This window comes from Streptomyces sp. SD31 (genome assembly GCF_052068475.1).
Lineage (GTDB): Bacteria > Actinomycetota > Actinomycetes > Streptomycetales > Streptomycetaceae > Streptomyces.
In genome coordinates this window covers 216,395-230,742 of record NZ_JBQHCX010000010.1, presented here as the reverse complement: position 1 = coordinate 230,742, position 14,348 = coordinate 216,395, and the positions used below count along the sequence as shown (strand labels likewise).

Sequence of the window (14,348 nt, the reverse complement as noted above, 5' to 3'; positions counted from 1 at the left end):
TTACTTGAGGTCGCTTTCCTTGATGTAGCCGGAGTCGACCACCGTCGCCTTGTAGTTGGCCTTGTCCACACTGACCGGCGTGAGCAGGTAGGCCGGGACGACCTTGGCGCCGTTGTCGTAGGTCTTGGTGTCGTTGACCTCGGGCTTCTTGCCGTTGAGCGCCGCGTCGACCATGTTCGAGGCCACCTTGGCGAGCTCACGGGTGTCTTTGTAGACGGTCATCGACTGCTCGTCGGCGATGATCGACTTCACCGAGGCGACCTCGGCGTCCTGACCGGTGACGATCGGCCACGGCTTGCTCTTGGAGCCGTAGTCGTCCGACCGCAGGGCCGAGAGGATGCCGATGGAGATGCCGTCGTACGGCGAGAGGACCGCGTCGACGCGCTCGCTCTTGTAGGCCGACGTCAGGATGTCGTCCATGCGCTTCTGGGCGGTGCCGCCGTCCCAGCGCAGGGTGGTGACCTGGTTCAGGGCGGTCTGCTTGGAGCGGACGACGAGCTGCTTCTTGTCGATGTACGGCTGCAGGACGTTCATGGCGCCCTGGAAGAAGTAGCGGGTGTTGTTGTCGTCGTTGGAGCCGGCGAACAGCTCGATGTTGAACGGGCCCTTCTTGGAGCCGTCCTTCAGGCCGAGCTTCTCGACGATGTAGTTGCCCTGGAGCTCGCCGACCTTCTCGTTGTCGAACGACGCGTAGTAGTCGACGTTCTTGGTGCCGAGGATGAGTCGGTCGTAGGAGATCACCGGGATGTTGGCGTCGGCGGCCTGCTGGAGCACGTTGTTCATCGACTTGTTGTCGATGGCCGCGACGATCAGCGCCTTGACGCCCTGCGTGATCAGGTTCTCGATCTGCGAGACCTGCTGGTCAGGGTCGTCCTCGCCGTAGACCAGCTGGGTCTTGTAGCCCTTCGACTCCAGGTCCGCGACGACGTTCTTGCCGTCGGCGATCCAGCGCTCGGAGGACTTGGTCGGCATCGCGATGCCGATGGTCCCGCCCTTGGTGTCACCGCCTTCCTCCTTGCTGCCGCCCTCGCCGCTCTGGCCACAGGCGGACAGGGTCAGGGCGAGGGAGGCGGCTCCGGCTATGGCGGCGAGTGCGGCTCGGCGGTTACGCATGGTCATCATCCTTGATGTGTGTCTGGCAGTGCTCGGTCGGCGGCGCGAAGACGCTTGCGGGCGGTGCGGGAAGGACCGAGATGAGGTGTGTCGGATTGTGTTCGACTGCGTCTTCTTTTGTGAAGGGGGATTGTCCGGAACGTTATGCGGGAATTTCGAACCGCTTCAGCGTCCCGGGCAGCCGTGAACCGAGAGGCGCCATGTCGCCGTCAGCCCCGTGCCGTGCGAGGAGGTCCAACGCCAGGCGTCCACGCCGTACGCGTTCCTTGGCGGTGGCCAGTGTCAGGTCCCGCATGTGGTGCCCGTAGGGGTAGATCCCGGGGGCCTTGGAGAGCCCGAACTTCAGGTAGAGCGGTGCGCCGCGCCGGATCAGCTCGGCGACCTCGTACATCCGGATGTAACCGCCCAGATCGTCGGGGGCCTCGATGTACATGTCCATGGGGGCGCCGGAGACGCGGCGGATCTCGGTGAGGTGATCCAGCGTCAGGTCGCTCGGCACGTTGATCGAGTCGCCGCCCAGGTTCTCGTACACGGCGTACGCCGTCGGGTTGACCGGACCGATCAGCGCCGACACCTTGAGCGTTGTGTCGGCCGGCAGGATCCCCGCGACCCGCGCCCGGTGCAGCGTCCACAGCACACCCTCGTCGGCGACGAGGAGGCACTTCACGCCCAGCTCGGTGGCGCGTACGGCGTCCTCGACGCACCCGGCGACCGCGTCGTGGCCCCGGGCGCGCAGTCCGCCGCCCTTGGAGTCGGTACGGGTGGAGCCGCCGATGTCCCAGGTGCCGCGCGGGCCGGTGAACAGGCAGAGCTCGATGTCGCGCTCGGCGGTCGCCTCCACCATCTCGGTGATCTCGGCGTCGGTGAGCATCCAGATGCCGCTGCCCTGGCTGATCCGGTGGATCGGCACATCGAGCCGCGAGGCCTCCTTGAGGACCACGCCGAGCGCCTCGGGGCCCTCCACGGAGGGGACCTCGGTGCGCCAGCGGCCGCCGCCGGGGAAGGTGTGCGGAGAGGCGTCGGAGGGGTCGAGGGCGGGTGCCCCCAGGCCGAGTGCGGTGAGCGCCTGCTCACCGGGGCGACGCGGCGTCTGAGCGGTGGTGTCGGTCACAAGCTGTCCTTCATGTTCGATATATCGGACGAGGGTCGCGGCTCTGGTCGTGCGGGGCTTTGGATGTACGCCGGTACGAAGTTGTCAGGCACCCCGTACCGGCGTACGGCTCAAGGGTGTGTCATGGCCGCAGCAGGACCTTTCCGACCTTCGGGTCGCCGGACCCCACCAACTCGATGGCCTGCGGGAACTCCTCCAGCGGCAGCTCGTGCGTGACCAGCGGCAGCGGGTCGAGGAGGCCCGCCCCGAAGACCCGCACGGTGTGTGCCCAGGCCTGAGGCGCCGCGCCGAACACGGTCTGCACCTCCAGCTGCCGTACGACGAGATCGGTCGGGTCGAGCCCGTCCGCGCCCGGCGCCGGGATGCCCGTCAGGATCAGCCGCCCACCGCGGCGCAGCAGGGCGGCGGCGGTGCGCGCCGCGTCCGCGGACCCGGCGGTCTCGATGACGACGTCGAAGTCGTCGGGGAGCTCCTCGTCCTTGGTACGGAAGTCCGTGGCGCCGAACCGCTTCGACAGCTCGGCCCGGTCCGGACGCGTCCCCACGACGAGCAGCTCGGCCGGCGAGCCCGCCTTCAGGAACTGAACGGCGAACATCCCGAGCGTGCCCGTGCCCACCACGGCCACCCGCTCGCCCGGCACCGCGTTCGCCTTGAGCGCGGCGGCCGCGATGCACGCGGCCGGCTCCAGCAGCGCCGCCGCCGTCAGGTCCGCGTCGTCCGGCAGCACGTGCAGCAGCCGGGCCGGCAGCGTGAGCGTGGGGGCCATGGCGCCCGGCTGGGTGAAGCCGGTCTCCTCGTAGCCCGCCGTGCACAGGGTGGTCTCGCCCGCGTGGCAGCGGTCGCAGACCTGGCAGTTCCGGAAGCCCTCGCCCACGACCTTGCGGCCCACCAGGCTCGAAGGGACGCCGTCACCGACCGCCGCCACCGTCCCGGACCACTCGTGGCCCGGCGTGAGCGGATAGCGGACGTACCCCTCCGGCCGGTTGCCCTGGAAGACCTCGCGGTCACTGCCGCAGATCCCCGAGGCGTGCACCCGGACCAGGGCCTCGCCCGCTTCCGGCTGCCGGGGCTCGTGCGGGACGAGCCGGTGCTCGCCCGGAGCCTCGATCACGACGGCGGTGCTCACTGGGTCCTCCCGGGTCCGACCCAGGCCCCGATGCCTGGACTGCGGGTGTGGGCGCTCACACGGTGCCCTTGGGCTTGCGCTGCTCCCAGCCCTCGGCCCACAGGTCGAACCGGGCCTGCTGCTGCGGGAACTCCGCGGCGGCGTCGACGTCCAGCTCCACACCGAGACCGGGCTCGTGGGAGAGGTGGAAGCAGCCGTCCTCGGGGTTCACCTGGGGGGCGCCCTTGATGACCTTCTTGATCTCCGCGTCCGCGAAGTCGTTGAAGTGCTCAAGGATCTTGAAGTTGGGGGCGGTGAAGCCGACCTGCAGGGAGGCGGCCGTCAGGACGGGCCCGCCCACGTTGTGGGGCGCGACCAGCATGTAGTGCGTCTCGGCGGTGGCGGCCAGCTTACGGGTCTCCCAGATACCGCCGATGTGGCCGACGTCCGGCTGGATGATGTCCACGGCCTGGCTCTCGAAGAGCTCCCGGAACTCGATGCGGTCGTGGATGCGCTCACCCGTGGCGACCGGCATGTCGACCTTGGCGGCGACCTTCTCCAGCGCCTTCAGGTTCTCCGGCGGCACCGGCTCCTCCAGCCACGCGGGCTTGAAGGGCGCCAGCTCCTTGGCCAGGCGGACGGCCGTGGCGGGGGAGAACCGGCCGTGCATCTCCAGCATCAGCTCGGCGTCCGGGCCGATGGCGTCGCGCACGGCCTCGATCAGGGAGACCGCGTAGAGGCTCTGCTCGTGGTCGAGCTCGAAGTGGCCGGTCCCGAACGGGTCGATCTTGAGCGCCCGGTAGCCGCGCTCCATGACCCCCTGGGCCGCCTTGTGGTACGCCTCGGGCGTCCGCTCGGTGGTGTACCAGCCGTTGGCGTACGCCTTGACCTTGTCGGTGACCTTGCCGCCGAGCAGCTGCCAGACCGGCACGCCGAGCGCCTTGCCCTTGATGTCCCAGCAGGCCATCTCGATCACGGCGATACCGGACATCACGATCTCGCCGGCCCGGCCGTAGTCGCCGTACTTCATCCGCTTGACGAGATCCTCGACAGCGAACGGGTCGGAGCCGAGAATGTGATTGGTCTTCGCCTCGTGCAGATAGCCGAGCAGCGCGTCGGTGTGGCCCAGCATGCGGGTCTCGCCGACGCCAGTGATTCCCTCGTCGGTGTGCACCTGGACATAGGTCAGGTTCCGCCAGGGCGTTCCGACGACGTGTGTGCTGATTCCCGTGATGCGCACGGTACTCCCTGTCCTCTTCGGTCTGTTCGGTCTGTTCGAAATTTCGGCACTCGTTCGAAATGCTGATCGCGACAGTAGGGACGACCACACGCGAGTGTCAATGGGTCTACAAACAACGGTTTCGATGTGGCGGCGGAGACGGCCGGCGAGGCGGCTGCGACGGGGTGTGCCGCGAGGGTCGCCGGGCTCTTCGAGGGCGCGTGCACGCCTCCTCCGGTGGGTGCTCGAAGGGCTCCTGACCAGGTAAAACGCCCTCGGCGCCGGAACCTCCGCCGCCCGTCGCGTTATTCAACCGTGACGACTTCTCTGGCGCTGCCCTCTTGACCGGCGTGAATTGTTAGCGCTCACAATGGCGTCCGCATTCACCAGTCGGCCCCGACGGCATGCAAGGAGGTATGAGCGTCGTGTCAGCAGTGCTTCAACTCGTCTTCCCGCCCCGTGCCGTTGGTCCTTCCGGAAGACCGGCATGACGCCGCCGGCGCCGAACCATCGGCCCTCGGCGCAGGTCTTATCGGCGGACGACCGCCAAGGAGGTGCGGCTGTGACCCACTCGCAGCTTCGGCCGCCCACCATGGCCGACGTGGCACGCCAGGCCGGCGTGTCCCACCAGACCGTGTCCCGCGTGCTGGGGGACCACCCCAATGTGCGGGACGAGACACGGGCCAAGGTGCTGCGCGCGATCGAGGAGATGGGCTACCGCCGTAACTTCTCCGCACGGGCACTGGCGACCCGGCGTACCCGGACCCTGGGGGTGGTCGCCTCCAACACCACGCTCTATGGTCCGGCCAGTACGTTGTTCGCGCTGGAGGAGGCGGCGCGTGCCGAGGGCTATCTGGTCTCGACGGTCAGTCTGCGCAGGCTGACGGTGGAGACGCTGTCCGAGGCCCTGGACCGCCTCAGTGAGGGCGGAGTGGAGGGGGTCATCGCCATCGCCCCGCAGCGGTCGGCGGTCGAGGCCCTCGCCGAACTCCGCCACCCGTTCCCGGTGGTGGCCGTGGGCACCGGCTCGGGCGCCGGGGTCCCCAGCGTCAACGTGGATCAGAATCTCGGCGCACGGCTGGCCACCGGCCATCTGCTCGCCGCGGGCCACCGCAGGGTCTGGCATCTCGCCGGGCCCGAGTACTGGCAGGAGGCGGTGGACCGGGTCGACGGCTGGCGGGCGACCCTCGAAGAGGCGGACGTGGAACCACCGATGCTGCTGCGGGGGGACTGGAGCCCGCTGTCGGGCTACCGGGCGGGCCAGGAACTGGCGGGCTGGGTGGGACGCGGCCTGACCGCCGTCTTCGTGGCCAACGACCAGATGGCACTGGGGGTGTTGCGGGCGCTGCGTGAGGCGGGCGTGCGTACGCCCCAGGACGTCGCGGTGGCCGGCTTCGACGACATTCCGGAGTCGGAGTTCTTCGCCCCGCCGCTCACCACCGTCCGGCAGGACTTCGCGGCGGTGGGCAAGCGGAGCATCGCCCTGCTGCTGGACCTGATCGAGGGCCGTACCCCCTCCGGGACGTCCCAGATCACCATCGAACCCCAACTCGTCGTCCGCGCAAGCACGTTCCCGTACCTGCCGCAACCGGGAGCCGCTCCCGGCTGACACAGCACCACCCCGGTCGCCTTTCGTCCTTCGGACATACGTGACCGATATTTCGAACAATGATCGACAGGCTGGACGCAGTGCAGCCGGTCCACACGAGTACCAGACGAGTACCAGCGGTCCATCCCGGGCCGGCTCTTCAAAGGAGAAGAACATGCTCAACAGACGGAACTTCCTCACTGCGGCGGTCGGCGTGGCGGCCACGGCCGGTCTGGCGGCCTGCGCCAAGGAGGACGGCGGCTCCTCCGGCTCCTCCGGCGGCAGCAAGACGATCACCCTCGGCTTCGCCCAGGTCGGCTCCGAGAGCGGCTGGCGCACCGCCAACACCGACTCGGTGAAGGCGGCCGCCAAGGAGGCGGGCTTCAAGCTGCAGTTCTCCGACGCGCAGCAGAAGCCGGAGAACCAGATCTCCGCGATCCGCAGCTTCATCGCGCAGAAGGTGGACGTCATCGCCTTCTCGCCGGTGGTCGTCAAGGGCTGGGACGCCGTGCTCAAGGAGGCCCAGGCGGCGAAAATCCCGGTCATCCTGACCGACCGGTCCGTCGAGAGCGACGAGTCCCTGTTCGTCACCCTGGTCGGCTCCGACTTCACCGACGAGGGCCGCCGCGCCGCCAAGATCCTGGAGAAGGTCCTGGAGAAGGCCGGCCACAAGGGCAAGGTGAAGATCGCCCAGCTGGAGGGCACCACCGGTGCCGCACCCGCGATCGAGCGCGCCAAGGGCTTCAAGGAGGTCATGGACGCCGAGCACAAGGACGACTGGGAGATCGTCGCCAGCCAGACCGGTGACTTCACCCGCGCCGGCGGCAAGCAGGTCATGGCGGCCTTCCTGCAGTCCAACCCGGACATCGACGTGCTGTTCGCGCACAACGACGACATGGGCCTCGGCGCGATCCAGGCCATCGAGGCGGCCGGCAAGAAGCCCGGCAAGGACATCCTCATCGTCACGGTCGACGGTGTGAAGGACGGCTTCATCGCCATGTCCGAAGGCAAGATCAACGCGATCGTCGAGTGCAACCCGCTGCTCGGCCCCCAGCTGATGGAGGTCGTGAAGAAGGTCCACGACGGCGAGAAGGTCGAGCGCTGGATCAAGACCGAGGAGAGCGACTTCATGCAGGACCAGGCCAAGGACGCGCTCCCCACCCGTAAGTACTGACCGACCGCACCCACCGGCAGGGAGCCTCCGGCCGACCGGCGACCATCCGGCCCGGAAGGCTCCCTGCGGGCCTGAACCATTTCAAGAGGAGCGCTGCCATGGCAGAGCCGCGGCCCGTCCTGGAGATGACGGGCATTGTCAAAGAGTTTCCGGGGGTACGGGCTCTGTCGGGCGTCGACTTCCGGCTCTTCCCCGGCGAGATCCACGCCCTCATGGGCGAGAACGGAGCCGGGAAGTCCACTCTCATCAAGGTGCTGACCGGGGTCTACTCCCTGGACGGCGGCACCATCACCCTCGACGGCAAGGCCGTGCGGATCGGCAGCCCGCTGGAGGCCCAGCACGCCGGCATCAGCACGGTCTACCAGGAGGTCAACCTCTGCCCCAACCTCTCGGTGGCGGAGAACATCTTCATCGGCCGTGAACCCACCCGCGCGGGCCGCATCCAGTGGAAGCAGATACGCAAGGAAGCCGCGGAGATGGTCGACCGGCTCGGCCTCGACATCGACGTGACGGCGCCGCTGTCCTCGTACCCGCTGGCCGTGCAGCAACTGGTCGCGATCGTACGGTCGGTGGGCCACGGCGACAGCGACGGCGAGGGCTCCGGCACCAAGGTGCTCGTCCTGGACGAGCCCACCTCCAGCCTCGACCGCGACGAGGTCCTCGAACTGTTCCGCCTGATGCGGCGGCTGCGGGACGAGGGCGTCGCGATCCTCTTCGTGTCGCACTTCCTCGACCAGATCTACGAGATCTGCGACCGCATGACCGTGCTGCGCAACGGCACCCTGGTCGGCGAGCACATGGTGGCCGACCTCGACCAGGTCGGGCTGATCGAGCTGATGATCGGCAAGGCCCTGGACCAGCTGGAGGAGCTGCACGAGCACCAGCTGCGCTCCGACGTCGGCGAGACGCTCGTCAAGGCCGAGGGCCTCGGCCGCACCGGCGGTATCGCCCCCTTCGACCTGGAGATCAAGAAGGGCGAGGTGCTCGGCCTCGCCGGACTGCTCGGCTCGGGCCGCACCGAACTGGCCCGGCTGCTGTTCGGCGCCGACCAGCCCGACAGCGGCAAGGTGACCGTCGCAGGCAAGCAGGTCTCGATGAGCGCCCCCAACGACGCCATCGGCGCCGGTGTCGCGTTCTGCTCGGAGAACCGCAAGACCGAGGGCCTCGTCCCCGACCTCACGGTGCGCGAGAACATCATCCTCGCCCTCCAGGCGTCCCGCGGCTGGACCCGGCCCATCCCGGCCGCCCAGCGCGACGAACTCGTCGACAGGTACATCAAGGCCCTCGACATCCGCCCCGCCAACCCCGAGGCCCGCGTCGGCCAGCTGAGCGGCGGCAACCAGCAGAAGGTGCTGCTCGCCCGCTGGCTGATCACCCAGCCGAAGCTGCTGATCCTCGACGAGCCCACGCGTGGCATCGACGTCGGCGCCAAGGCCGAGATCCAGAAGCTCGTGGTCTCCCTCTCCGAGGAGGGCATGTCCGTGCTGTACATCGCGGCCGAACTGGAGGAGGTGCTCCGGCTCAGCCACACCATCGGAGTGCTGCGCGACCGCAAGCTCGTGGCACAGCTGACCAACGGGCCGGAGATCACCACCAGCAAGATCCTGGAGACCATCGCGAGCGGAGAGCACCAGTGAGTACCCCGGCAGTGACCACCCCCTCCCGCTGGCGAGCACTGACGCACCACCACCTGTTCTGGCCGGTCGCGGTCCTGATCATCCTGCTGCTCGTCAACGTCCCCTTCACACCCGACTTCTTCGCGATCCGGATGGCGGACGGCCACCTCTACGGCAGCCTCGTCTCGATCGTGCTGTACGCCTCGCCGCTGATCCTGGTGGCGGTCGGCATGACCCTGGTCATCGCCACCGGCGGCATCGACCTCTCCGTCGGCGCCGTGGTCGCCATCACCGGCGCCCTGACCTGCTCGTACATCAGCGACCAGGCCGACCAGAACGCGCTGGCGGGAGTCTTCCTCGCCATGGGCATCGGCCTGGTGGCGGCCGTGGTCTGCGGCCTGTGGAACGGCTTCCTGGTCGCCCGGATGGGCATCCAGCCCATCATCGCGACCCTCATCATCATGGTCGCCGGACGCGGTGTCGCCCAGCTGATCACCGACGGCCAGATCATCACCATCAACAGCGAGCCGTACAAGCTGATCGGCGGCGGCTACTGGCTGACCCTGCCCTTCTCCATCTTCGTGGTGGCCGCCGTCGTGGCCGTCACCGTGGCCCTGACCCGCCGTACGGCGCTCGGCCTGCTCGTCGAGTCGGTCGGCGGCAACGCCGAGGCCAGCCGCCTGGTCGGCATCAGGTCCATGCGCATCAAGATCATGGTGTACATGTTCTGCGCCCTGTGCGCGGGCATCGCCGGCCTGATGATCAGCTCCAACACCTCGGCCGCGGACGGCAACAACGCCGGCCTGTGGATCGAACTGGACGCGATCCTCGCGGTCGTCATCGGCGGCACCTCGCTGCTCGGCGGCCGGTTCTCCATCGGCGGCACCGTGATCGGCGCCCTCGTCATCCAGACCTTGACCACCACGATCTACACCATCGGCGTGCCCACCCAGACCAACCTGGTCTTCAAGGCCGCCGTCGTCATCGTCGTCTGCCTGCTGCAGTCCCCGAAGTTCCGGGCCAAGGTCCTCGGCGCGAAGGGCGCCCGGACCACCGCCCCGGCGGCGCCCGCCACCCCGGCCGACGCCGCCCCGAAGATGGAGGTGTCGCGATGAGCGCGACCACCAAGACCCGTACGGCAGCGGAAGGCCGTACGCCGTCCACGCCGGCCCGGGCGTCCGCGGCCGCGCGCCTGCTCGGCGACCGGCGGCTGCCCGTCCTGGTCACGGCCGGCCTGTTCCTCGCGATGTACATCGGCGGTCTCAGCCGCTACCAGAACTACGGTTTCGGTGAACCGCAGGTCTTCCTCAACCTGTTCATCGACAACGGCTATCTGCTGGTCGCCGCCGTCGGCGCCACCTTCGTCATCTTGTCCGGCGGCATCGACCTGTCCGTCGGTTCGCTGATCGGCTTCACCACCATGTTCACGGCGTGGCTGGTGGAGCGTCAGGGCCTGCCGCTGCTGCTGGTCATCCCGCTCGCCCTGGCGGTGGGCGCGTTCGGCGGCTTCCTCATGGGCTACGTGATCCACAACTTCGAGATCCAGCCGTTCATCGTGACCCTCGCCGGCCTCTTCCTCTTCCGGGGCCTGTGCCTGGTCATCAACAAGGAGTCCATCTCCATCAGCGACTCCACGGTGAGCAGCATGGCCCAGACCCGGGTGTCCATCGGACTGGGGGAGCTGTCGATCGGCGCACTCGTCGCCCTGGTCGTCGTCGCCGTCGCCTTCTACATCCTCCACTACACGCGCTTCGGCCGCCGGGTTTACGCCGTCGGTGGCAACGAGCAGTCGGCGCTGCTGATGGGGCTTCCGCTGGGCGGCACGAAGATCGCCGTGTACACGGTGAGCGGCTTCTGCTCGGCGCTGGCCGGCCTGTTGTTCATGCTGTACATCCAGTCCGGCGACCCGCTGCACGCCGTCGGCATGGAACTCGACGCGATCGCCGCGGTCGTCATCGGCGGCACGCTGCTGACGGGCGGCTCCGGTTACGTCCTGGGCACCCTGTTCGGCGTCCTCGTGCTGGGTCTGATCAAGAGCATCATCCAGTTCGAGGGCACGCTCAGCTCCTGGTGGACGAAGATCGCCACGGGTGTGCTGCTGTGCGCGTTCATCCTGATCCAGCGGGCGATGACGGCCCGCAAGCAAACCTAGGCCGGACCTGGGCACTTGGGCCGACGCGGCCCGTCGCACGGCGTACGTGCGGCGGGCCGCGTGACGTTGTTGTACGGGCTGTTGCACGGACCCGGCGCGGAGGATCGCGCCGAATGGTCGGACTTGACCCCCACCGACCAAACCGGAAAGGCCAGTTCCGCACACAACCTTCACAGCAGTCGCTAGGAAAGGTGTGGGTCGGTTCCCTAGTCTTCCCGCGTCATGGACTACTGCCACCCGTGCCGCAGGCACCTCAACGGCGCCCTCGCCTGCCCGGGGTGCGGTGCCGCGATCGAAGAGCTGCGCGTGCACGCGGGCGCGCCGGACGAGGCGTACCCGCAGCTGGCCGAGCGGGCCGTACAGGCGCCTGCGGGGGCTGTGGGCGGTCACGGCTCGTACGAGACGTACGAGGGGCAGTACGGGAGTGACGCGGGCCGGTACGGGGGCAGTGAGGGCCGGTACGGCGGCGGTACGGGGCAGTACGGGGTCGGTGCGGGGCAGTACGACGGTGGCGAGTACGGCGACCGCTATGCCGACGCCGGTCACGCCGAAGAGGCCGCGGACACGGACACGGACGCCGGTGAGGCGACCGCGGCGGCTGAGGTCGCGCCGGTCGGCGGACGGGCCGCGCGGCGGGCGGCGCAGCGGCGGGGCCGCAGGCGGGGTCACGAACGCGACGAGTACGCCGGCGGGTACGACGAGCGGGACGAGTACGACGAGGAGGACGACGGCGACCTGGACGAGGAGTCCGGATCGGCCGGTACGAGCCGTCGTGATCGCAAGGCCGCCGCGCATCGCCGTCGCCGTCGCCGGACCCTGCTGATCGCCGCGGGCTTCGTCCTGGCCGCCGGCGGTCTGAGCCTCGCCGAGCTCGGCATGGACGCGCCGGGCACCAGCCCGAAGCCGGCGGCCGCCGGGGACGAGTCGGTGGACGGCGCGGCGGCGGAAGAGGTGACCGCGTCCCCCGAGGCGACGGACGGCACGACGCGGACGGACGGGAACTCGCCGTCGCCGGACCCCTCCGCGTCCCCCTCGGCCTCGAAGTCACCGAAGGACGAGGACAAGAAGAAGGACGGGGACAAGACCCCCGACAAGGACACCCGGTCCGCGACCACGGGCAGCGGCGGCTCCGACACGGCCACCACGGCCCCCACCCCGACGTCCGAGCCGGCGGCCCCGGCACCGACGTCCGAACCGGCCCCATCGGATCCGACCCCGGAACCGACGCCGTCGCAGACGGAGTGCGACCGGTTCCTGTGGTGGTGCACCTAGGCCGTTCCGCCGGCCGACTGCCGACGCGAGCCGAGGGCGTACGTGGCGGTGACACCCGCTACGGCCGGCTCGCTCACGCCGACTGGGCCCCGCATACGAGCAGGACCCGTATGGGCCTGTTGGGCGTGCCCTTCGAGCGCCGCGCGGACGCAATGGAGGGGAGGGAGTGACCCCTGACGAGCTGGAGTCCGCATGAGCGCCGCGCACAGGCCCTCCGCGCCCGGGCGGATCGCCCGTGCCACGGCTTCCGCGGTGCTGATCGTGGTCACGTGCGTCCTCGTGCCCGTCGCACTGATCACGGTGTGGGTCGACGACATCGCGCTCGACACCGACCGGTACGTGTCCACGGTCGCCCCGCTGGCCACCGAGCCGGCCGTCCGGGAGGCGGCCGTCGACCGGATCTCCGAGGCCGTGGACGTCCGTATCGACGGTGACCGGGCCGCCGCGGAACTCGCCGACTGGCTGCGCTCCCAGGGCCTGCCGCCCCAGGCCGCCGCGGCCGTACGGGGGCTCGAGCCGCAAATCGACTCGGCCGTGCACGGCGCGGTGACGAAGGTCGTCCGACGGATCGTGCACAGCGACGCCTTCGCCACCACGTGGAAGAACGCCAACGAACAGGCCCACCAGGCCGTCGTGCACGCCCTCACCGGAGAGGGCCGGGGCGCCGTGGGGGTCGCGGACGGCACGGTCACCCTCGACGTCGGCACGCTCGTCGAGCAGGTGAAGCGGGAGCTCGTCGCCGAAGGACTGTCGCCCGCGGAGCACATCCCCCGGGTCGACAAGCAACTGGTGCTGTTCCAGTCCGAGGAGCTGGAGAAGATCCGCGACGGCGCTCGCCTGCTGGACGTGGCCGGCTACTGGCTGCCCGTCCTCACCGTGCTGACCGGCGCGGCCGGGGTGCTGCTGGCCCGCCGGCGGCGGCGCGCGCTGGCCCGTACCGGGCTGGGCGTCGCCTTCACCGGCCTGGTGGCGGCCATCGCCCTGGTCGTCGCGCGCCGCTACTACCTGGACCATCTCCCGGCCGCCGTGCAGTCGGACGCGGCCGCGGCGGCCGTCTTCGACACACTGCTGCGCTTCCCGCGGGCCGCCCTGCGTACGACGATCGTGCTCGGGATCGTGGTCGCGCTCGGCGCGTGTCTGATCGGCCCCGGCCGACTGCCGGTGGCGATCCGCCGTGCCTCGGACCGCACCGCGGACTCCGTCGCGGCCTGGGCGTACGGGCACGAGATCCGGGCCGGACGGGTGGGCGTGTGGGCGCAGACCTACCGCCGGTCGATCGCCCTGTCCGCCCTGGTGATCCTGGCCTTCTTCTTCGCGCTGTGGAACGAACCCACCGTGCTCACGATCCTGCTGCTCGCCCTCGTCCTGCTCGCCGTCCTGGCGCTCCTGGCGCTGCTCGCGGCCGCAGGCCGGGCCGAGGCCCGACGCCCACCCGTGACGGCACCCAGCATTGACGACACCCAGCCGTGACGACACCCAGCCGTGACGAGGTCCACCCCCGGACCAGGACGGCCCGGCAACCGGCGACCTAGACGTCCACCCCCAGCATCCGCCGCAGCAGATCCCGCAGCGCCAGCCGCTCCTCCTCGGAGAGCCCCGCGAGCGGCTCCCGTGCGAACCGCAGCGACTCCCGCAGGCTGCGGGCCACCCGTCGGCCCTCGTCCGTCGCCGCCGCCAGCTTCACCCGCCGGTCCGCCGGGTCCGGGCGGCGCTCCACCAGGCCCCGGGACTCCAGCCGGTCCACGATGCCGGTCACGTTCGACGGCTCGCACCGCAGCCGCTGGGCCAGCTTCCGCATCGGCAGCGGCTCAAGGGACAGCAGACTCAGCAGCCGCGCCTGCGCGCCGGTGAGGGCGTGCTCGGCGGCGGCCTCGTCGTACTCCTCGTGATAGCGGGCCACGACCGCGCCGATGAGGTCGACGACTTCGAGGGTCAGCTCATCGGGGCGGCGGGTCTTGGGTGCAGTGGCCATGCTCTCAGGGTACCCCGGTTATTTGA

Annotated in this window: 12 protein-coding genes; 7 read left to right on the top strand and 5 right to left on the bottom strand. The window is 69.6% G+C overall.

Annotated features, from left to right (window positions below; genetic code table 11):
* The 4 genes from chvE to ACTMVF_RS23070 all read right to left on the bottom strand — a co-directional run bounded on the left by chvE (window position 1) and on the right by ACTMVF_RS23070 (window position 4,569).
* Window positions 1-1,113 carry a multiple monosaccharide ABC transporter substrate-binding protein gene (chvE, locus tag ACTMVF_RS23085; RefSeq protein ID WP_441272994.1) on the bottom strand — a complete coding sequence of 371 codons (1,113 nt, stop codon included), beginning with the start codon at window positions 1,111-1,113 and terminating at the stop codon, window positions 1-3.
* Between the two features lie 142 nt (window positions 1,114-1,255).
* Window positions 1,256-2,224, bottom strand: a complete 969-nt coding sequence (locus ACTMVF_RS23080; protein WP_441272993.1) for a hypothetical protein — start codon at window positions 2,222-2,224, stop codon at window positions 1,256-1,258.
* Window positions 2,225-2,345: 121 nt separating this feature from the next.
* Window positions 2,346-3,350 (bottom strand): zinc-dependent alcohol dehydrogenase, encoded by a 1,005-nt coding sequence (locus tag ACTMVF_RS23075; protein WP_441272992.1) that lies wholly within the window; start codon window positions 3,348-3,350, stop codon window positions 2,346-2,348.
* A 55-nt stretch (window positions 3,351-3,405) separates the two neighbouring features.
* Window positions 3,406-4,569 (bottom strand): mandelate racemase/muconate lactonizing enzyme family protein, encoded by a 1,164-nt coding sequence (locus ACTMVF_RS23070; protein WP_441272991.1) that lies wholly within the window; start codon window positions 4,567-4,569, stop codon window positions 3,406-3,408.
* 541 nt (window positions 4,570-5,110) lie between these two features.
* On the opposite strand from ACTMVF_RS23070, the gene ACTMVF_RS23065 reads away from it, so the two are divergent.
* The 7 genes from ACTMVF_RS23065 (at window position 5,111) to ACTMVF_RS23035 (ending at window position 13,820) form a co-directional block, all read left to right on the top strand.
* The gene (locus tag ACTMVF_RS23065) at window positions 5,111-6,157 is read left to right on the top strand and encodes a LacI family DNA-binding transcriptional regulator (RefSeq protein ID WP_441272990.1); all 1,047 of its coding nucleotides are present in this window, start codon (window positions 5,111-5,113) and stop codon (window positions 6,155-6,157) included.
* Between the two features lie 154 nt (window positions 6,158-6,311).
* Window positions 6,312-7,310: an ABC transporter substrate-binding protein gene (locus ACTMVF_RS23060; protein ID WP_441272989.1), complete on the top strand. Its 999-nt coding sequence runs from the start codon at window positions 6,312-6,314 to the stop codon at window positions 7,308-7,310.
* 98 nt (window positions 7,311-7,408) lie between these two features.
* A complete protein-coding gene (locus ACTMVF_RS23055; RefSeq protein WP_441272988.1) occupies window positions 7,409-8,947 on the top strand; it encodes a sugar ABC transporter ATP-binding protein in 1,539 nt (512 codons plus the stop codon).
* A complete protein-coding gene (locus ACTMVF_RS23050) occupies window positions 8,944-10,041 on the top strand; it encodes an ABC transporter permease (protein WP_441272987.1) in 1,098 nt (365 codons plus the stop codon). The genes ACTMVF_RS23055 and ACTMVF_RS23050 overlap by 4 nt, the downstream gene beginning before the upstream one ends.
* On the top strand, window positions 10,038-11,078 hold the full coding sequence (gene yjfF / locus ACTMVF_RS23045; protein ID WP_441272986.1) for a galactofuranose ABC transporter, permease protein YjfF: 1,041 nt from the start codon (window positions 10,038-10,040) through the stop codon (window positions 11,076-11,078). Before ACTMVF_RS23050 ends, yjfF begins: the two co-directional genes overlap by 4 nt.
* Window positions 11,079-11,300: 222 nt before the next feature.
* A complete protein-coding gene (locus tag ACTMVF_RS23040) occupies window positions 11,301-12,350 on the top strand; it encodes an SCO2400 family protein (protein WP_441272985.1) in 1,050 nt (349 codons plus the stop codon).
* 192 nt (window positions 12,351-12,542) lie between these two features.
* On the top strand, window positions 12,543-13,820 hold the full coding sequence (locus ACTMVF_RS23035; RefSeq protein WP_441272984.1) for a hypothetical protein: 1,278 nt from the start codon (window positions 12,543-12,545) through the stop codon (window positions 13,818-13,820).
* Between the two features lie 58 nt (window positions 13,821-13,878).
* On the opposite strand, the gene ACTMVF_RS23030 is transcribed toward ACTMVF_RS23035, so the two are convergent.
* A complete protein-coding gene (locus tag ACTMVF_RS23030; protein ID WP_441272983.1) occupies window positions 13,879-14,322 on the bottom strand; it encodes a MarR family winged helix-turn-helix transcriptional regulator in 444 nt (147 codons plus the stop codon).
* Window positions 14,323-14,348: the final 26 nt, after the last annotated feature.

Coding starts and splice junctions, on each gene's coding strand:
- chvE (WP_441272994.1), bottom strand. CDS start 1,113: ATGCGTAACCGCCGAGCCGCACTCGCCGCCATAGCCGGAGCCGCCTCC.
- ACTMVF_RS23060 (WP_441272989.1), top strand. CDS start 6,312: ATGCTCAACAGACGGAACTTCCTCACTGCGGCGGTCGGCGTGGCGGCC.
- ACTMVF_RS23055 (WP_441272988.1), top strand. CDS start 7,409: ATGGCAGAGCCGCGGCCCGTCCTGGAGATGACGGGCATTGTCAAAGAG.
- yjfF (WP_441272986.1), top strand. CDS start 10,038: ATGAGCGCGACCACCAAGACCCGTACGGCAGCGGAAGGCCGTACGCCG.
- ACTMVF_RS23040 (WP_441272985.1), top strand. CDS start 11,301: ATGGACTACTGCCACCCGTGCCGCAGGCACCTCAACGGCGCCCTCGCC.
- ACTMVF_RS23035 (WP_441272984.1), top strand. CDS start 12,543: ATGAGCGCCGCGCACAGGCCCTCCGCGCCCGGGCGGATCGCCCGTGCC.
- ACTMVF_RS23030 (WP_441272983.1), bottom strand. CDS start 14,322: ATGGCCACTGCACCCAAGACCCGCCGCCCCGATGAGCTGACCCTCGAA.